Origin of the sequence: Pseudomonas sp. EA_65y_Pfl2_P74 (assembly GCF_963970575.1) — a bacterium.
GTDB lineage: Bacteria > Pseudomonadota > Gammaproteobacteria > Pseudomonadales > Pseudomonadaceae > Aquipseudomonas > Aquipseudomonas baetica_A.
This window is the reverse complement of the sequence record NZ_CAXAOQ010000001.1, coordinates 209,985-229,098: the sequence shown is the minus strand read 5'-3', so window position 1 is coordinate 229,098 and position 19,114 is coordinate 209,985. Positions and strand designations below refer to the sequence as shown.

The window sequence follows — 19,114 nt, the reverse complement described above, 5'->3', positions numbered from 1 at the left end:
CATTTTCATCTTTAAGGCGCTTTGAACCTTTAAAAGCGTGAATTTGGGGCAAAAAACCCATGCTGGGGCACTGGCATGCAATTTGCTCCCTTGTGAGGCAGGTTGCCTTGGCAGAGTATCTGCGCCGGCATCACCCATATTAAGGGCATCCATTACTAGCCCTAAGCCACCCGGAGGACACTATGTCGAAGTCGGTTCAACTCATCAAAGATCATGACGTCAAGTGGATTGATCTGCGCTTCACGGACACCAAAGGCACTCAGCACCACGTGACCATGCCGGCTCGCGATGCGCTGGAAGACGACTTCTTCGAAGTCGGCAAGATGTTCGACGGTTCCTCCATCGCAGGCTGGAAAGGCATCGAAGCCTCCGACATGATCCTGCTGCCGGACGACGAAACGGCCGTGCTCGACCCGTTCACCGAAGACGCGACCCTGATCCTGGTCTGCGACATCATCGAACCGTCGACCATGCAAGGTTACGATCGTGACCCGCGCGCCATCGCTCACCGCGCCGAGGAATACCTGAAGACCACCGGTATCGGTGACACCGTCTTCGCAGGTCCCGAGCCAGAATTCTTCATCTTCGACGAAGTGAAGTTCAAGTCCGACATCTCCGGCTCGATGTTCAAAATCTACTCCGAACAAGGCTCGTGGATGTCCGACCAGGACATCGAAGGCGGCAACAAAGGCCACCGTCCAGGCATCAAAGGTGGTTACTTCCCGGTTCCGCCGTTCGACCACGACCATGAAATCCGTACTGCCATGTGCAACGCACTGGAAGAAATGGGTCAAACCGTTGAAGTTCACCACCACGAAGTGGCGACTGCCGGTCAGAACGAAATCGGTGTCAAGTTCAACACCCTGGTGAAGAAAGCTGACGAAGTTCAGACTCTGAAATACGTTGTACACAACGTTGCCGACGCTTACGGCCGCACCGCGACCTTCATGCCGAAGCCACTGTACGGCGATAACGGTTCGGGTATGCACGTTCACATGTCCATCGCCAAAGATGGCAAGAACACCTTCGCTGGCGAAGGCTATGCCGGCCTGTCCGAAACCGCTCTGTACTTCATCGGCGGCATCATCAAGCACGGCAAAGCGCTGAACGGCTTCACCAACCCGGCGACCAACTCCTACAAGCGTCTGGTGCCAGGCTTCGAAGCTCCGGTCATGCTGGCCTACTCGGCGCGCAACCGTTCCGCCTCGATCCGTATCCCTTACGTCAACAGCCCACGCGGCCGTCGTATCGAAGCACGTTTCCCGGATCCGGCTGCCAACCCGTACCTGGCTTTCGCAGCACTGCTGATGGCCGGCCTGGACGGTATCCAGAACAAGATCCACCCAGGCGATGCCGCTGACAAAAACCTGTATGACCTGCCGCCTGAAGAGGCGAAAGAGATCCCGCAAGTTTGCGGCAGCCTGAAAGAAGCCCTGGAAGAGCTGGACAAGGGCCGTGCGTTCCTGACCAAGGGCGGCGTGTTCTCCGACGACTTCATCGATGCTTACATCGCGCTGAAATCCGAAGAAGAAATCAAAGTCCGTACCTTCGTACACCCACTGGAATATGAGCTGTACTACAGCTGCTGATCCGGTAGCGCCGCGCTACGCGGCGTAACAAAAAGAGGCCTTCTTCGGAAGGCCTTTTTTATTGCCCGTGATTTCATTGGCGACGCACCACCCTGAGCGGGCTTGCTCGCGAAGGCGTCTTGTCAGTCGCCATATCCTTCAGTGACCGACCGCGTTCGCGAGCAAGCCCACTCCCACAGGGATTTTTGGCGGGCAAATAATCTCTGGATATGTCCAGGGTTGGGCCTACCGCAGCACCTGGCCTATGCTGCAACCCATCGCGTTCATTCCCGGTCGATTTCATGGGTCGCTTCTTTCTCTCCATCCTGCTGCTGATCGCCGTTCCCGCCGCCGCGCAGATCTACAAGTACACCGATGCCAACGGCAACACGGTGTACAGCGATCATTCGCCGGACGGCGTCAAGGCACAGCCGGTTGACCTGCCGCCGCTCAACACAGTCGAGCCTCCGTCACCGAGCGCACCCGCCGCGCCCACTACCGACAACCCGAAGCCGTCGCGCAATGCCTATGACATTCTCGAACTCGCCGGCCTGCCCACCGAAGAAGCCCTGCGCGCCAACAACGGCACCTTCACCGTCAATGTGTTGATCAAGCCGCGCCTGCAGCCGCCGCACCAATTCAGGCTGGTCCTGGACGACGAGCCTTACGGCCAGCCCAGCAACGTACCCATCCTGCAACTGGTGAACATCAATCGTGGCGAGCATCGACTCGCGGTGCAGGTGATCGATGGTCAGACGATCATTCAGCAGAGCCCTCCAGTGACCTTCACCGTGCAGCGGGTGCACACGCCATGATCCGCGCATGGCTGATCGTTGTGTTGGCACTGACGGCACTGCAAGCCACGGCGGAGGTGTTCACCTACGTCGATGGCCAAGGCAATCGCGTCTACACCGACCAGCCACGCGGGAACGCCAGGAAGGTTCCATTGGCGACCAGCAATCGCATGCCCGCCAATCCGACCGGCGCAGCACCGATCACCCCCGCGAAAAAGCCCCCGGAGCAACCGCCATTTCATTACGACATGCTGCGTATTCTGGTGCCCGAGCCTGACGCAACCATCCGCAGCAGCGCCGGCGAATTGATCGTCAGTGTCACCAACGAGCCAGGCCTGCATGCCGGCGATCGATATCGCCTGTTGCTGGATGGTCAGGCCGCCGGCGAGCCCGGCGTCAGCCCGGTTTTTCCGCTAAGCAACATCGACCGGGGCAGCCACAACCTGTCGGTGGAAATCCTGGATGCCGCGGGCCGCACCGTCGAGCGCACCGCCAACCAGCCTTTCCACATGCTGCGCATTTCGCTGGCACAGAAACGCCAGGTCAAACCCTGCACAAAAGACGATTACGGTGTGCGCCCGGAATGTCCGCTGAAAGACAAACCTGAAGAGCCGAAAAACCCCTTCCTGCGTTTCTTCTAACGCCATTGTGCTTTGCGCACTATATTGGTGCAAAAAACTGCACACTTCCCACTTTCCAACCCATTTTGGTTCGAAAGTACCCGCAAGAGCTGGCAAAGCGCCACGCAAACGAGCGTCAAACGCCCGTTTCAGGGGCTGAACGCTTCTTTTCGGAGCCTTGGTTTGGTTTTTGCATTTTCCATCCAAACACGCTTGTTTCTTGCGCACGCTCCGCCCCCAAAAGAGGCCTTGATGACTATTAGCGACGCAATCCCACGCTTGCTGCTCGACAACCTGACCACCGCCACCATTCTGCTCAATGCCCAATTGCGCCTTGAGTACATGAACCCGGCCGCGGAGATGCTGCTGGCCATCAGCGGGCAGCGCAGCCATGGCCAGTTCATCAGCGAGCTGTTCACCGAATCCACCGAGGCGCTCAATTCGTTGCGCCAGGCGGTCGAACAAGCGCACCCGTTCACCAAACGCGAAGCGATGCTCACCGCCCTCACCGGTCAGACCTTGACCGTGGATTATGCGGTGACGCCCATCCTCAGTAACGGCGCAACCCTGCTGCTGCTGGAAGTCCACCCGCGTGATCGCTTGCTGCGGATCACCAAGGAAGAGGCGCAAATTTCCAAGCAGGAAACCAGCAAGATGCTGGTGCGCGGCCTCGCCCACGAGATCAAGAACCCTCTGGGCGGCATCCGTGGCGCAGCGCAATTGCTGGCGCGCGAGCTGCCGGAAGACAGTCTGCGCGATTACACCAATGTGATCATTGAAGAGGCCGATCGCCTGCGCAATCTGGTCGACCGCATGCTCGGCTCCAACAAGCTGCCGTCGCTGGCCATGTGCAACGTCCACGAAGTCCTGGAGCGCGTCGGGCATCTGGTTGAAGCCGAAAGTCAGGGCTGCATCACGTTGGTGCGCGACTATGACCCAAGCATTCCGGACGTGTTGATCGACCGCGAACAAATGATTCAGGCGGTGCTGAACATCGTCCGCAACGCGATGCAGGCGATCAGCAGCCAGAACGAGTTGCGCCTGGGCCGCATCAGCCTGCGCACCCGTGCCATGCGCCAGTTCACCATCGGCCATATCCGCCATCGCCTGGTGACCAAGATCGAGATCATCGATAACGGCCCGGGCATTGCGGCGGAACTCCAGGAAACCATTTTCTTTCCCATGGTCAGCGGCCGCCCGGACGGTACCGGGCTGGGCCTGGCCATTACCCAGAACATCATCAGCCAGCACCAGGGCCTGATCGAGTGTGAAAGCCATCCAGGCCACACCACGTTCTCGATCTTTCTGCCACTGGAACAAGGAGCCACATCGACATGAGCCGTAGTGAAACCGTGTGGATCGTCGATGACGACCGTTCTATCCGTTGGGTTCTGGAAAAGGCCCTGCAGCAAGAAGGCATGACCACCCAGAGTTTCGACAGCGCCGACGGCGTGATGAGTCGTCTGGCCCGTCAGCAGCCGGACGTGATCATTTCCGACATCCGCATGCCGGGTGCCAGCGGCCTTGATCTGCTGGCGCGGATTCGCGAGCAGCACCCACGGTTGCCGGTCATCATCATGACCGCTCACTCCGATCTGGACAGCGCCGTTGCCTCCTATCAGGGCGGCGCGTTCGAATACTTGCCAAAGCCGTTCGACGTCGATGAAGCCGTATCGCTGGTCAAACGCGCCAATCAGCATGCGCAGGAACAACAAGGCCTTGAAGTCGTTCCTTCGCTGACCCGCACCCCGGAAATCATCGGCGAAGCGCCGGCGATGCAGGAAGTGTTTCGCGCCATCGGCCGCTTGAGCCACTCCAACATCACCGTGCTGATCAACGGCGAATCCGGCACCGGTAAAGAACTGGTGGCCCACGCCCTGCACCGTCACAGCCCGCGCGCGACCTCGCCGTTTATCGCGCTGAACATGGCGGCGATTCCCAAGGATCTGATGGAGTCCGAACTGTTCGGTCACGAGAAGGGTGCGTTCACCGGCGCGGCCAACCTGCGACGCGGTCGTTTCGAACAGGCCGACGGCGGCACGCTGTTCCTTGATGAAATCGGCGACATGCCGGCCGACACCCAGACGCGCCTGCTGCGCGTTTTGGCCGACGGCGAGTTCTATCGCGTTGGCGGGCATGTGCCAGTCAAAGTCGACGTACGCATCATCGCCGCGACCCACCAGAACCTGGAAACCCTGGTCCACGCCGGAAAATTCCGTGAGGACTTGTTCCACCGCCTTAACGTGATCCGCATCCACATCCCGCGTCTGTCGGACCGTCGCGAAGACATCCCGACCCTGGCCAAGCACTTCCTCAGCCGCGCGGCACAGGAGCTGGCGGTCGAGCCGAAACTGCTGAAAAGCGAGACCGAGCAATACCTGAAAAACCTGCCGTGGGGCGGCAACGTGCGTCAGCTGGAAAACACCTGCCGCTGGATCACTGTCATGGCGTCCGGGCGTGAGGTGCACATCAGCGACCTGCCACCGGAACTGCTGAACTTGCCACAGGATTCGGCGCCGGTGACCAACTGGGAGCAAGCCCTGCGTCAGTGGGCCGATCAGGCGTTGGCGCGTGGCCAGTCGAACCTGCTCGACAGCGCGGTGCCGGCATTTGAGCGGATCATGATCGAGACGGCGTTGAAACATACCGCCGGGCGTCGTCGTGATGCCGCGGTGTTGCTGGGTTGGGGGCGTAATACCCTGACGCGCAAGATCAAGGAACTGGGGATGAAGGTCGATGGTGGGGATGATGATGAGGGAGACGAAGGCTGATCAGCCACGACCCAATGTGGGAGTGGGCTTGCTCCCACATTTAGCCCTCCATGCACCAACCTAATGCACTTGGACCCGTGATCGGGCATCGCAACCTGTTCAAAAAACACCCAGAAAAAGCTGAAAAACCCAAGCTGCAGAAGCATGAAAGCCCCGAATTACGGGGCTTTCATGCTTCTGGGGACTTTTTCTGTTTCCGAATACTGAAAACTGGCACGCCCCCTGCAATATCGCTTACAGGTGATTCGATTCACCACCCGTTTCGGGGACCTTGGTACAGGCAGGCCGGGGATTCCCCTCTTTACACCGGGCTCATACCACAACGGATGCGCCTACCCTTTTGGGATCCTTGGTACAGGCAGGCCGGGGGTTCCCTCTTTACAGCGGACCGACGCCAACAGCGAAGTCCACCTTTTTGGGAACCCTGATACAGGCAGGTCAGGGATTCCCGCTTTTACACCGCTGGCCCGGTTTCGGGGTCAATTGACCCTCGGACGCTTGGGTAAATGATGCAAGGGGTGGTTCTGCCGCCCAGGATCAAACGCCTTTAACTCCTCTTCCAGCCTGTCCAGCATCTGTCCGGGACTGACCTCCTCCTTTGCGATGCTTCTCAAGCGCGACTTTTCGACAGCGCCTGCCTTTTCGAAATGTTCAAGGAACGCCCAGACCCGGCGCTCTAACAGCTGACGCTCGACGAAGAATTCAGGCGTACGGCTCAGATTTCGAATCCGTTTGAACAGGTTGTTTTCAGAAATGGTATTCAACCTGTCCCAAAGCGCCAGCTTCTCTGGCACTTGCGCTTGCGGTACATGCCGCAGCCAGAGATCCGCCGACGTATCGACGCTCTCTACTCCCAACCAGATATCGGTGCCCGTTTGCCGACGGGCGAATATCAATCGCCTCAGGGACGCCGGGTCGGAGACAGGATTACCGGTTAAATTGAAGCCTGCTCTAAGCTCCACGGACTCGGGAATCGATCTGATTCGATTATTCGCGAGATTCAAAACTGTACGGGGAATTTCAGACGTAATGCCTTCCGGAAACGTGTCGATATCGGTGTTGGAAAGATCGAGCTCCTGCAACTTGCTCATTCCTTCCAGCGAAGGCGTTTCAAGCAGCGCGTTCTCGCCAAGTTTCAGCACTTGCAACCCTTTGGGGCCATTCTCGGCGCCGAGCCCGACAGGCAACTGGTTGATTCCGGTGTGCGTCAAATCCAATATCCGCAGCTCGGACATCCCGGTAACGTCAGGAGCATTGCGTATATAGGGATTTCGTTGAAGGTCCAGTACCTCTAACCGTGACCGCACGGCCAGTTCACTCAGTCCGCCGGGCAGGTCTAAAAGCCCTGTGTTACCTAGTTTCAACACGCGCAGTTGCGCCATACCGCGCACCGAAAAACCGTACCCGACGGTTTGACCTTCCAGGTTCAGCTCCTGCAAGCGTGGCAACTTTTTCAACTGTTCGATATCGGCTGGCGCTATGTGGCCCCATGGGTCACTCAGATCAGCGACTCGCAATGCCTTGAGCATCCCGACGCCGTCAGGTAGTCCATTCATCTGGCCTGACGCACGCAGCACTTCAACGTTGGGAAACGCTGCAAAGAAATCCTTAACGACCAGCGGCGAAGGACCTCTCAGAGTAAGAGAAACAACGGAATTGATCGGTGTGGAAAAAACTGGAGTCATTTGCATTGGCCATGCACTCAGATCGATATACGCCTTGAAGCCCACCATTCGCCCACCGCGATAGACTCGCCCCCAAGGGTCGAGAGAGTCGCCTTGCCACTTATACAGTTGAATCAGCTTGCTACTCATTAACAGTCGACTAGCGCGCTCAGCGCCGGGAGAATCCTTGAGCGCATCCGTCCAGACGCTTAATTCACGCTCCAGTTGCGGCAAACCCGATTGAATACGCTTGAGTTCCGCCTCTACCGTCTCCTTGTCACCAAACCGGGATACAAAGTCATCCGCCTGTCGATCAGACAGTTGCGCAAGGTATTGTTTGACTTGCGCTCGAAGGGTCGAGTCAACCACCTCGCGCGCATGCCAGAGGCCGCTGTCATTGTCGCGCACCAACTCCGGTCCCGAGGCATACCGTTCACGGGATAACCGGGCACGAACCGTTGCCTCGACCAGATCCATTGCGACAAGAACAGTGCCGCCCTCTGACAGATCGACGTAAGTTTGCTTGTTAAAAACCCTGATGCCTCTACTGTCGGCACCCGGAAGCATTACGCCTGCGTTGATCACGTAATTCTCCAGCAGCGGCGCGGCTGCCGGAGGACGGATGTCATCGGGAGCCATGTGTACAACGACGGCCGGCGCCGGGCGGATGGCATCAACGCTTGCATCCCCGGAAGAGCCGGCTCGCGGATGAGGATTATCGAGAGAAATACCCGAATTGGCGCCTCGGCGGCCCGATGGGCCGGGGAGCAAAGTGTCCGCCTGAACCGATCGGCTCGAGCTACCTGGAACATCCACGTGGGTACTGCCACCGCGAGGTGGTTTTACTGGCATGTTTTTCATCCTTGAAGAACTCGCCCTTGGCATTCGCTCAAGGGACGAAGGTTCCGGCATCCTGCCGGTTTGAAAGAGAAGCGCACGATAGCGCGCACTAGCGATGAAGAAGAGCGGAAAGGCAGACTTGTGTGGTAGGAAACGGCATCAATCAGCGTGGGAGTGAACCAGCAGGACGGTAAGCCTCGGCTCAGTTCGCGTGCAGTCGAATCTCCAGCCGCCAGCGGTCATCGAACTTGCTGCCGGCCCATTCTGCTTGCAGCGGCCGCGCCGCCAGTACTGTCAGCAGCAGCCCACCGTCACTTGCTCGCGTACGCCAATTCACATCTTTGCCATTGAGCTTGAGCTGACCTTTCTGCGCGCGGCCTTCGGCCTGAAACAACAACGCCACCGCACCATCGACGATCTCGCCGTGCAACTTGGGCTCGTTGTTGAACCACACCACCAGGCCATCGTCGGTGACGTCAACCTGCTGCAGCACGCTCGGATCCGGCGTGGTCAGGCGACCGATCATCAAACCGATCATCAAACCGACAATCGCCAGCGAACCGATCACCCGCGGGAATAGTTTCGAACGCGGGTCCGCTTGCGGCGTAGAATGCGCGTCATCTTTACCTTCGGAGCCGTGCATGTTTCACGTCATCCTTTTTCAACCAGAAATTCCGCCGAATACCGGCAACGTTATCAGGCTGTGCGCCAACAGCGGCTGCCACCTGCATTTGATCGAACCGCTGGGCTTCGAGATGGACGACAAGCGCTTGCGCCGGGCCGGTCTCGACTACCACGAATATGCCACGCTGCAACGTCACGCCGACCTTGCCAGTTGCCTGGAGAGCCTGGGCAATCCACGCTTGTTCGCGTTCACCACCAAGGGTTCGCGGCCATTCCATGATGCCGCGTTCGTCCCGGGCGATGCGTTCATCTTCGGCCCGGAAAGCCGTGGCCTGCCGCCAGAGGTACTCGACGCCCTGCCCACCGAACAACGCCTGCGCCTGCCTATGCGCGAAGGCTGCCGCAGCCTGAACCTGTCCAACACCGTGGCAGTGGCCGTGTACGAAGCCTGGCGCCAGAACGGTTTCAAATAACACCGCAAAACAAATGTGGGAGCGGGCTTGCTCGCGAAGGGGCCGTATCAGCTGACATCAATGTCGCCTGACACACCGCTTTCGCGAGCAAGCCCGCTCCCACAAGGGTGTTGCTTAACCGTTTACTGAACGGTCGGGGCCTCGCCGCTTTCCTGCATGCGCTGCAGCTCTTGCGCGTACAGGGCGTCGAAGTTCACCGGAGCCAGCATCAGTGCCGGGAACGAACCACGGGTCACCAGGCTGTCCAGGGTTTCACGGGCGTACGGGAACAGGATGTTCGGGCAGAACGCACCCAGGGTGTGGCTCATCGAAGCCGGGTCCAGGTTCTTGATCAGGAAGATACCGGCCTGTTGCACTTCAGCGATGAAGGCCACTTCGTCGCCGTTTTTCACGGTCACCGACAGGGTCAGCACGACTTCAAAAAAATCGCCTTCCAGCTCTTTCTGGCGAGTGTTCAGATCCAGACCGACGCTCGGATCCCACTGCTGGCGGAAGATCGCCGGGCTTTTCGGGGCTTCGAATGACAGGTCGCGTACGTAGATGCGCTGCAAGGAAAATTGCGGTGCGGTTTCTTCTTCGCTGGCTGCAGTGTTCTGTTGGTCAGTCATCTCAGATCCTTATCGATCTTGGGTCTTTAGGGAGTGCTGTACGTGGGTGCAGCCGTTCAGGCCTTGAGCAGCGCGTCGAGCTTGCCCGCGCGTTCCAGGGCATACAAATCGTCACAACCGCCAATGTGCTTGCTGCCGATCCAGATCTGCGGCACGGACGTGCGCCCGGCCTTATGGGTCATTTCGGCGCGCACCTGCGGCTTGCCATCGACCTTGATCTCTTTGAAGTCCACACCTTTGTTCGCCAGCAGATACTTGGCTCGCGAGCAGTAAGGGCAGTAATCGCTGGAGTAGACGATGACTTCACTCATATCACTTCACCAGCGGCAGGTTGTCGCCTTTCCAGCTGGAGATCCCGCCGGACAGCTTGGCGGCGGTGAAGCCGGATTTCATCAGCTCGCGAGCGTGGGTGCCAGCGGTCTGGCCCAGTGCGTCGACCAGAATGATGGTTTTGGCCTTGTGTTTTTCCAGCTCGCCGATGCGAGCAACCAGCTTGTCCTGGGGAATGTTGATCGCGCCAACGATATGGCCAGCGGCGTAATCTTTCGCCGGACGGATGTCCACCACCACGCCTGCATCTTTATTAACCAGCGCGGTCAGCTCGCCGGTGCTCAGGCTTTTACCGCCGCCCTGCATCGTGTGCACCAGCAGCAGAGCCAGCAGTACGACGAAGATACCGACAAGAATGTAGTGGTTAGTGGCAAATTCAATCAGGTGAGCAACCATCGAAGGAGGTTCCAGGGCGTTAAAATGTCGGCCAGTATACACAGCCACTATGGTGGGCCAAACCCCGTCCGGCGGTGACGCCGTCGGAACTTCGCTTTAAACTCCAACTCCCTTTTCCATCTCCCCCTTCTTTATTAGCCACGAGTGGATTCCATGACTACCACGCCTAAACCTTTGGTTCTGATGATTCTCGACGGCTTCGGTCACAGTGACAGCCACGAATCCAATGCCGTTTATGCGGCGAAAAAGCCTGTACTCGATCACCTGTGGGCCACCGTGCCAAACGGTTTGATCTCGGGCAGCGGCATGGACGTCGGCCTGCCGGACGGCCAGATGGGCAACTCCGAAGTCGGCCACATGAACCTCGGCGCCGGTCGCGTGGTGTATCAGGACTTCACCCGAGTGACCAAATCGATCCGCGACGGCGAGTTCTTCGAGAACCCGACCCTCTGCGCCGCTGTGGATAAAGCCGTGGCCGCCGGCAAAGCCGTGCATTTCATGGGCCTGCTGTCCGATGGCGGCGTACACAGCCATCAGGATCACCTGATCGCCATGGCCGAACTGGCCTTCAAGCGCGGCGCCGAAAAAATCTACCTGCACGCCTTCCTCGACGGCCGCGACACCCCGCCAAAAAGCGCCGCTTCGTCGATCGAACTGCTCGATGCGACGTTCAAAGCGCTCGGCAAGGGACGCATCGCCAGCATCGTCGGCCGCTACTTCGCCATGGACCGTGACAACCGCTGGGATCGTGTATCCCAGGCCTACAACCTGATCGTCGACGGCCACAGCGAATTCAACGCCGCGACCGCTCAACAAGGCCTGGAAGCGGCTTATGCGCGCGGCGAGAGCGACGAATTCGTCAAAGCCACCACCATTGGCGAGCCGGTGAAGGTCGAAGACGGCGACGCGATGGTATTCATGAACTTCCGTGCCGACCGCGCCCGCGAGCTGACCCGCGTGTTCGTGGAAGACGATTTCAAGGAATTCGAACGCGCCCGCCAACCCGAACTGGCCGGTTTCGTGATGCTGACCCAGTACGCCGCGAGCATCCCGGCACCGTCGGCTTTTGCTCCCGGCAGCCTGGAAAACGTGCTGGGCGACTACCTGGCGAAAAACGGTAAAACCCAACTGCGCATCGCTGAAACCGAAAAATACGCGCACGTGACCTTCTTCTTCTCCGGCGGTCGCGAAGAACCGTTTCCCGGCGAAGAGCGCATCCTGATTCCGTCGCCGAAAGTCGCCACATATGACCTGCAGCCGGAAATGAGTGCGCCGCAAGTCACCGATCGCATCGTCGACGCCATCGAAAACCAGCGTTACGACGTGATCGTGGTCAACTACGCCAACGGCGACATGGTCGGCCACAGCGGCGTGTTCGACGCGGCGGTGAAGGCAGTTGAATGCCTGGACACCTGCGTCGGGCGCATCGTCGAAGCGCTGGAAAAGGTCGGCGGCGAAGCATTGATCACTGCCGACCACGGCAACTGCGAAAAAATGTCCGACGAAGAAACCCACCAGGCACACACCGCGCACACCACCGAGCCGGTGCCGTTCATTTATGTCGGCAAGCGCGACCTCAAGGTCCGTGAAGGCGGCGTGCTGGCGGACGTAGCGCCGACCATGCTGAAACTGCTGGGCCTGGAAAAACCGGCTGAAATGACCGGTACTTCGATTCTGGTCTGACCCTCAACAACAAAACACCGCAAACCCCTGTGGGAGCGGGCATGCTCGCGAATGCGCAGTGTCAGTCAACATCAACGTTGCCGACACACCGTATTCGCGGGCAAGCCCGCTCCCACATTGGTTTTGCGCTATTTTCAATAGCGAATCGGCTCCAGTTATCACACAGCCCCAATTGGGCGTTTTTTTTGCAGCGTCGGGCGGGCATACTAGGCCGTCCCTTACCCTGGTACCGCCCGCCCCTATGCTTCGCGTCCTGATCGCCCTTGCTCTGACATGCCTGCTCCAAACGGCCTTCGCTGACGAGCGCGCGCAAACCCAACAGCAACTGGACGCCACGCGCCAGGACATTGCCGAGCTGAAAAAGCTGCTGGGCAAGCTCCAGGAAGAAAAATCCGGCGTGCAGAAAGAGCTCAAGGGCACCGAAACCGAGATGGGCAAGCTGCAGAAGCAGGTCGATGCCCTGCAAAAGGAACTGCGCAAGAGCGAATCCGAGCTGCAGCGGCTCGATGAGGAGAAAAAAAAACTCCAGAGCGCGCGCACTGAACAGCAGCGACTGATCGCGATCCAGGCCCGAGCGGCCTACCAGAACGGTCGCCAGGAATACCTCAAACTGCTGCTCAACCAGCAGAGTCCCGAGAAATTCGCCCGTACCCTCACCTATTACGATTATCTGAGCCAGGCCCGCCTGGAGCAGTTGAAGAACTTCAACGAAACCCTGCGCCAACTGGCCAGTGTCGAAAAAGACATCGCCATGCAACAAGCGCAGTTGCTGGTACAGAAAAGCAGCCTGGACACCCAGCGCGAAGCGCTGGAAAAAGTCCGCAAGGAGCGCCAGCAAGTCCTCGCCAAACTCAACGACGACGTGAAAGCACGCGATCAGAAACTCGCCGCTCGCGAGCAAGATCAGGCAGACCTGTCTAAAGTCCTTAAAACCATTGAAGAAACCTTGGCCCGCCAGGCCCGTGAGGCAGAAGAGGCGCGACAAAAAGCGCTGATCGCCCAGCAGGAAGCGGAAAAAAAGCGTTTGCGTGAGGCGCAAGCTGAAAACAGCGATGCCCCACGCAAACCCGCCAGATCAACCTCCGGCCCTTTGGTGTCCAGCCGCGGCGAGACCTTCGGTGGCCCTTTTGCTGCAACCCGGGGAAAACTTCCTTGGCCGGTTGATGGTCGACTACTGGCGCGCTTCGGTGAAAGCCGTGGCGATGATGCCCGCACCAAATGGGACGGCGTGATGATCAGCGCCTCCGCCGGCAGCCAGGTGCATGCCGTACATGGCGGGCGCGTGGTGTTCGCCGACTGGTTGCGCGGTGCCGGGCTGCTGGTGATCCTCGATCATGGCAACGGGTATCTGAGTCTTTACGGTCACAACCAGACGCTGCTCAAGTCGGCCGGCGACGTGGTAAAAGCCGGTGAGTCCATCTCCACTGTGGGTAACAGTGGCGGCCAGGACACACCCGCACTGTATTTCGCAATTCGTCAGCAGGGTCACCCGAGTGATCCGGCGCAATGGTGCCGCGCGCAAGGATAGGCGTTGAGTCACCAACTTTAGGAGTTCGTTCGACATGCTGCATTTGTCCCGTCTTACCTCGCTGGCCCTGACGATCGCCCTGGTGATCGGCGCGCCTCTGGCGTTCGCCGCTCAGCCGGCCCCGGTCGTCGCTCCGGCAGGCACTGCCGCGACCTCCAAGGCACCGCTGCCGCTGGAAGAGTTGCGCACCTTTGCCGAGGTCATGGACCGGATCAAAGCTGCTTATGTCGAGCCGGTGGACGACAAGACGCTGCTGGAAAACGCCATCAAGGGCATGCTCAGCAATCTTGATCCGCACTCCGCCTATCTGGGTCCTGAAGACTTTACGGAATTGCAGGAAAGCACCAGCGGCGAGTTCGGCGGTCTGGGTATCGAAGTCGGTTCCGAAGACGGTTTCATCAAAGTCGTCTCGCCTATCGACGACACGCCCGCCTCGAAGGCCGGTATCAAGGCCGGTGACTTCATCGTCAAGATCAACGGCCAGCCGACTCGCGGCCAGACCATGACCGAAGCCGTGGACAAGATGCGCGGCAAGATCGGCCAGAAAATCACCCTGACCCTGGTGCGCGACGGCGGGACACCGTTCGATGTGACCCTGGCGCGCGCGGTGATTCAAGTGAAGAGCGTCAAGGCACAGTTGCTGGAATCGGGCTACGGCTACATTCGCATCACCCAATTCCAGGTCAAGACCGGCGAAGAGGTTTCCAAGGCCCTGATCAAGATGCGCAAGGACAATGGCAAGAAGCTCAGCGGCATCGTTCTTGACCTGCGTAACAACCCCGGTGGCGTGCTGCAGGCGGCGGTGGAAGTGGTCGACCACTTCATCACCAAAGGCCTGATCGTCTACACCAAAGGCCGGATCGCCAACTCCGAACTGCGCTTCTCCGCCACTGGCAAGGACGAAAGCGAAGCGGTGCCGATGGTCGTTTTGATCAACGGTGGCAGCGCCTCGGCCTCGGAAATCGTCGCCGGCGCCCTGCAGGATCAGAAACGCGCCGTGATCATGGGCACCACCAGTTTCGGCAAAGGCTCGGTACAGACCGTGCTGCCGCTGAACAACGATCGCGCGCTGAAGATCACCACCGCCCTGTACTACACGCCGAACGGCCGCTCGATCCAGGCTCAGGGCATCGTCCCGGACATCGAAGTGCGCAAGGCGAAGATCACCAATGAGGCGGATGGCGATTACTTCAAGGAAGCCGATCTGCAAGGCCACTTGAGCAACGGTAATGGCGGCGCCGACAAACCGACCAAATCCGGCACCAAGGCCAAGGCCATGCCGCAGGATGACGATTACCAGTTGGCCCAGGCCCTGAGCCTGCTCAAAGGCCTGAGCATTACGTCCGGCCGTTGAGGATGTCTTTGCGTTTCGTCTTCGTCCTGTTGTGCTGTCTGGCGGGTGCTGTGCAAGCAGAACCCGCCAGCTCCACGCCTCACAAAGCCTACCTGACACTGATCATCGACGATCTGGGGCAAAACCTGCCTCGGGATCGCCGTGTGCTTGCGCTACCCGGCCCGGTGACCACGGCGATCATGCCCGACACGCCGCATGCCACCGAGTTTGCCCGCGAAGCCCATCGCGCCGGCAAGATCGTTATCCTGCACATGCCCATGGATCCGGCGACCGGCCCCTACGCCTGGCTTCCGGAACTGCCTATCGAAGCGCTTGAGAAGCGCCTGAACGCCGCCTTCAAAAAGGTCCCTTACGCGGTCGGCATCAATAACCACATGGGTAGCCGCATGACGTCCCAACCGGCGGCGATGGCGTGGTTGATGGGCGAGTTGCAGCGCCGGCACAAATTCTTCGTCGACAGTCGCACCAGCGCGCAGACAGTGGCCGCACAACAAGCACAGAAGATTGATCTGGCGAGTGTTTCGCGGGATGTATTCCTCGATGACGAACGCACTGAAGCGGCGATCTTCACGCAGTTGCAGACTGCGATCACCCTGGCCCGCAAGCAGGGCTCGGCCGTCATGATCGGCCACCCTTATCCACAGACCCTCGCTGTGCTGGAGCGCGAGCTGCCCAAACTCGCAGCTCAGGGCATCGAGTGGATCGACATCAAGCAGATGATCAGTGTGCGCAGTAACCGCGCCATGGTCGGCCATGGCAAAGACGGCATTTATCGGTAACACCCTGATACGTTGCTCAATACATAGTTACCGCCAGACACTTGACCCAATTCCCGATAGTGAGACCTGCAACAGGTCGCGACTCCGCTGAGTCGCCTTTCTACTTTCAGGATTGACTATGACGACCCACGAACCAATCCCCTCGCCCGCGGGGCAGGTTGACTCCATAAAGATCGATAACCTTCTGATCAACTTCACGACGGAGTTTCTCCGTGTCTGGGATACCGCCGGTTTGCGTACAAAACCGGCCGCGTTCTGGCACCCCACTCCGGCACCCGATCTACTGCCAGGCTATTTCCCCTTGGGCGATGTCGCCGCTGCCGGCCATGGCAACATCAACGGAAAAAGAGTGGTGGTTGTGGCTCGCGAAGCTGACACACCCAGCGCTGACCCCACCAAAGGCAAGGCACTGCGCCGCCCCGACGATTTCGAGTTGATCTGGAAAGATGCAGGTTCAAGATCGAAGAAAGACCTCTCGATTTGGCGACCGATCCCCCCCGAAGGCTACGTGGCGCTGGGTTCGGTCTGTTCAAACGATCACGAAAAACCTTCGTTCAACGCTGTTCGTTGTGTCCGCGCCGACCTGGTGATCGCGTCAGCGACCAGCGAACTGGCATGGAACGACAAGGGGAGCGGTGCACGACAAAGCATCAGCGCCTGGCATGCCGTTCCGCCAACCGCCGCAACAGGTGAAATCCACCTGGCCCCCGGCACCTTTGTGGGATTTTCCGGTTACTCAAAACCCGAGAATTTCCTCGTCTACTCGCTACGCATGCAGATCCCGATCAAGGTCAATCCGAAGCCTGTGGCGCCGCTGCTTTGCGGGGAAGTACCGACCCTGCCGGAGGCACCGGATCAGCCTACATACATCGCCGAACTTCCGTGGTTCACGATAAAAGACCCATTGCTGTCGCCACTCGAGCAGCTAAGCAGATCGCCTTTGTATCTTCTGGAGCGCACGGATCAGTATTTGCTCGTCGGCCATGCCCACAACGCCGAAAACGAGAGCAGAACGTTCAGGTGGGTAGCGCCTCGTGCGCAGCGAGCGGGAAGCCTGCGGTCATTCACCTACAACACCTCTGTCGAATTTGGTGCTCAATGGCAAACCAACTTGCCCAACCCGTTCCTGTTTTCGGCAAGGCTGAACCATGATTTCACCCAGTGCGAAATACACTCGAACGAATGGCTCAACGCAGCCGCCATTGACGTTGTAGCGGTTGTGGACAAACAAAAGTCCGTGGCGATTTACCTGATTCAGAGCGATTACAGGCTGCGGCGTACCGACGGTACACCTGTGACCAGTGGTTTCAGTTACACCGATGGCAACAGCTTGCACATCAGCCAGTACGTACCTGAAATGCCTGAACCCATTGTCGTTCCCGAACAGGAACCAGAAGCGCAAATGCCCCTGGACACTCTGGCAGCAGACGACGAACCCGCCGCCCCGCTACCCGAGCCAGAATTGCCGACGGCTACAGATACCGCGCCATGATGTCGTCCACCACGCCTTCTTTGCGCAGTTGGTCCAGTGCGGCCTGAAGCCTGGCAACGACTTCGTCCGAGACATCTTTGTTCAATGCCAGATACAACTGCGCACTGTTGAAGCGCAGCACGGTCTTGAGTCCGCTCACACCATCCTGCCGCGCCAGATAACGCCCGGCAGGATCACCCGTTGCCCACAGGTCGATCTGGCCGCTGACCAGTTTCTTGGCGTTGTCCTGATCGCGCAGTACGACCACCGGCTTCAAGCCTTGTTTGGTCAGCGTCTCGGCAATCGCATCGCCCTTATAGGCGCCGATCTTGTACTTGCGTGCGTCATTGAGCGTTTCGAGGGTGATCTTGCTGTCAGCCTTGGCCAACAGGATCCAGTCGTCAGGGCCGATCGGGCCGACCCACTTAAAGAGCCTCTCGCGATCCGGCAGTCGCGCCATCACGAAGGCACCGTAACCGGGATTTTCCAGCGCCAGCTTGTACACTCGCTCCCAAGGGAAGCGCAGGGTCAGGCTGTAAGTAATGCCGGCACGCTGGAACATCTCGCGCACGATATCGGTAGCGATACCGTTGATGTTCTCGCCCTGGGCGAAGTTCTTGCCGTTCTTCGCCATGTTGTACGGCGGGAAGTTTTCGGTGAGAAGCACCAGATCGGTGTCAGGACTGGTTTCGGCCCGGGCCGGGCTGAGCAACAACACAGAGGCACTGGCGAGAACAAGAAGCAGGCGTTTGATCATGTCGGGCTACCGGAATCCATGGCGTGCCCAAGAGTGCCTTGGGTACGCCATGGTGTCCACTGGCCTGTACCGATTTTGGCGCTTAGCGCATCACGATGGCGCGATGAGCCATATACGCCTTGGCTTCCTGCACGGTGTATTCGCCGAAGTGGAAAATACTCGCCGCCAGCACCGCGCTGGCGTGGCCTTCAATAATGCCGTCGGCCAGATGCTGCAGGTTGCCGACGCCGCCGGAAGCGATCACCGGAATACCCAGTGCATCGCTGATGGCACGGGTCACGCCGAGGTCAAAGCCGTTTTTCATGCCGTCCTGATCCATGCTGGTCAGCAGGATCTCGCCGGCACCCAGGCCTTCCATTTTCTTCGCCCACTCGACCGCGTCGAGACCGGTCGGCTTGCGACCGCCGTGGGTGAAGATCTCCCAGCGCGGGGTTTCACCCGGGCCAGAAACCTTCTTGGCGTCAATGGCGACGACGATGCACTGCGAGCCGAAATGCTGCGCGGCTTCGCCGACGAACTCCGGGTTGAACACCGCCGCGGTGTTGATCGACACCTTGTCGGCACCGGCGTTGAGCAGGTTGCGGATGTCCTGCACGGTACGCACGCCACCGCCGACGGTCAGCGGGATGAACACCTGGCTGGCCATGCGTTCGACGGTATGCAGCGTGGTGTCGCGACCATCGACGCTGGCGGTGATGTCGAGAAAGGTAATCTCGTCGGCACCCTGCTCGTCATAGCGACGGGCAATTTCCACCGGGTCACCGGCATCGCGGATGTTTTCGAACTTCACACCTTTGACGACCCGGCCGTTGTCCACGTCCAGGCAAGGGATGATGCGTTTGGCCAGCGCCATG

Annotated in this window: 18 protein-coding genes; 11 read left to right on the top strand and 7 right to left on the bottom strand. The window is 59.1% G+C overall.

All coding sequences use genetic code 11. The features are described from left to right. The first annotated feature begins 182 nt into the window (after positions 1-182). The 5 genes from glnA to ntrC all read left to right on the top strand — a co-directional run bounded on the left by glnA (position 183) and on the right by ntrC (position 5,753). Positions 183-1,589, top strand: coding sequence for a glutamate--ammonia ligase (gene glnA / locus AACY18_RS01045; protein ID WP_016985745.1), 1,407 nt, complete (start codon positions 183-185; stop codon positions 1,587-1,589). A gap of 281 nt (positions 1,590-1,870) precedes the next feature. After that, complete coding sequence (locus tag AACY18_RS01040; RefSeq protein WP_339432993.1) at positions 1,871-2,383, top strand: DUF4124 domain-containing protein; 513 nt, start codon at positions 1,871-1,873, stop codon at positions 2,381-2,383. Then, positions 2,380-3,003: a DUF4124 domain-containing protein gene (locus tag AACY18_RS01035; protein ID WP_339463991.1), complete on the top strand. Its 624-nt coding sequence runs from the start codon at positions 2,380-2,382 to the stop codon at positions 3,001-3,003. Before AACY18_RS01040 ends, AACY18_RS01035 begins: the two co-directional genes overlap by 4 nt. Positions 3,004-3,234: 231 nt before the next feature. Continuing rightward, positions 3,235-4,320: a nitrogen regulation protein NR(II) gene (glnL, locus tag AACY18_RS01030; protein ID WP_339432995.1), complete on the top strand. Its 1,086-nt coding sequence runs from the start codon at positions 3,235-3,237 to the stop codon at positions 4,318-4,320. After that, entirely contained in the window at positions 4,317-5,753 is a 1,437-nt protein-coding gene (ntrC, locus tag AACY18_RS01025) for a nitrogen regulation protein NR(I) (RefSeq protein WP_339432996.1), read from the top strand. The genes glnL and ntrC overlap by 4 nt, the downstream gene beginning before the upstream one ends. 479 nt (positions 5,754-6,232) lie before the next feature. Here the strand turns inward: ntrC and AACY18_RS01020 are convergent, their stop codons facing one another. Together AACY18_RS01020 and AACY18_RS01015 are read right to left on the bottom strand one after the other, a co-directional pair. After that, positions 6,233-8,056, bottom strand: a complete 1,824-nt coding sequence (locus tag AACY18_RS01020; protein ID WP_339463990.1) for a leucine-rich repeat domain-containing protein — start codon at positions 8,054-8,056, stop codon at positions 6,233-6,235. A gap of 403 nt (positions 8,057-8,459) precedes the next feature. Beyond that, positions 8,460-8,900 (bottom strand): hypothetical protein, encoded by a 441-nt coding sequence (locus AACY18_RS01015; RefSeq protein ID WP_339433525.1) that lies wholly within the window; start codon positions 8,898-8,900, stop codon positions 8,460-8,462. Here AACY18_RS01015 and AACY18_RS01010 point away from each other — a divergent pair. After that, positions 8,899-9,354 carry a tRNA (cytidine(34)-2'-O)-methyltransferase gene (locus AACY18_RS01010; RefSeq protein ID WP_339433526.1) on the top strand — a complete coding sequence of 152 codons (456 nt, stop codon included), beginning with the start codon at positions 8,899-8,901 and terminating at the stop codon, positions 9,352-9,354. The genes AACY18_RS01015 and AACY18_RS01010 overlap by 2 nt on opposite strands. Before the next feature lie 122 nt (positions 9,355-9,476). On the opposite strand, the gene secB is transcribed toward AACY18_RS01010, so the two are convergent. The 3 genes from secB to AACY18_RS00995 are packed head-to-tail and all read right to left on the bottom strand — an operon-like array spanning position 9,477 to position 10,688. Then, a complete protein-coding gene (gene secB, locus AACY18_RS01005) occupies positions 9,477-9,962 on the bottom strand; it encodes a protein-export chaperone SecB (RefSeq protein ID WP_339433527.1) in 486 nt (161 codons plus the stop codon). Positions 9,963-10,018: 56 nt separating this feature from the next. Then, positions 10,019-10,273 carry a glutaredoxin 3 gene (grxC, locus tag AACY18_RS01000; protein WP_339463989.1) on the bottom strand — a complete coding sequence of 85 codons (255 nt, stop codon included), beginning with the start codon at positions 10,271-10,273 and terminating at the stop codon, positions 10,019-10,021. 1 nt (position 10,274) lies between these two features. Further along, positions 10,275-10,688: a rhodanese-like domain-containing protein gene (locus tag AACY18_RS00995; protein WP_339433529.1), complete on the bottom strand. Its 414-nt coding sequence runs from the start codon at positions 10,686-10,688 to the stop codon at positions 10,275-10,277. A gap of 153 nt (positions 10,689-10,841) precedes the next feature. Between AACY18_RS00995 and gpmI the strand changes: the two genes are divergently transcribed. From gpmI to AACY18_RS00970, 5 genes are all read left to right on the top strand, one after another. Then, the gene (gene gpmI, locus AACY18_RS00990; RefSeq protein ID WP_339433530.1) at positions 10,842-12,371 is read left to right on the top strand and encodes a 2,3-bisphosphoglycerate-independent phosphoglycerate mutase; all 1,530 of its coding nucleotides are present in this window, start codon (positions 10,842-10,844) and stop codon (positions 12,369-12,371) included. A gap of 241 nt (positions 12,372-12,612) precedes the next feature. After that, the gene (locus AACY18_RS00985; protein ID WP_339463987.1) at positions 12,613-13,899 is read left to right on the top strand and encodes a murein hydrolase activator EnvC family protein; all 1,287 of its coding nucleotides are present in this window, start codon (positions 12,613-12,615) and stop codon (positions 13,897-13,899) included. 34 nt (positions 13,900-13,933) lie between these two features. After that, positions 13,934-15,253, top strand: a complete 1,320-nt coding sequence (locus tag AACY18_RS00980; RefSeq protein WP_339433532.1) for a S41 family peptidase — start codon at positions 13,934-13,936, stop codon at positions 15,251-15,253. A gap of 2 nt (positions 15,254-15,255) precedes the next feature. After that, complete coding sequence (locus AACY18_RS00975) at positions 15,256-16,032, top strand: divergent polysaccharide deacetylase family protein (protein WP_339463986.1); 777 nt, start codon at positions 15,256-15,258, stop codon at positions 16,030-16,032. A gap of 118 nt (positions 16,033-16,150) precedes the next feature. Next, a complete protein-coding gene (locus AACY18_RS00970; RefSeq protein WP_339463985.1) occupies positions 16,151-17,524 on the top strand; it encodes a Vps62-related protein in 1,374 nt (457 codons plus the stop codon). Here AACY18_RS00970 and AACY18_RS00965 read toward each other — a convergent pair. Together AACY18_RS00965 and hisF are read right to left on the bottom strand one after the other, a co-directional pair. Continuing rightward, the gene (locus AACY18_RS00965; RefSeq protein ID WP_339433535.1) at positions 17,505-18,260 is read right to left on the bottom strand and encodes a substrate-binding periplasmic protein; all 756 of its coding nucleotides are present in this window, start codon (positions 18,258-18,260) and stop codon (positions 17,505-17,507) included. The two genes, AACY18_RS00970 and AACY18_RS00965, sit on opposite strands and share 20 nt — an antisense overlap. A gap of 82 nt (positions 18,261-18,342) precedes the next feature. Next, entirely contained in the window at positions 18,343-19,113 is a 771-nt protein-coding gene (gene hisF, locus AACY18_RS00960) for an imidazole glycerol phosphate synthase subunit HisF (RefSeq protein WP_095058287.1), read from the bottom strand. Position 19,114: the final 1 nt, after the last annotated feature.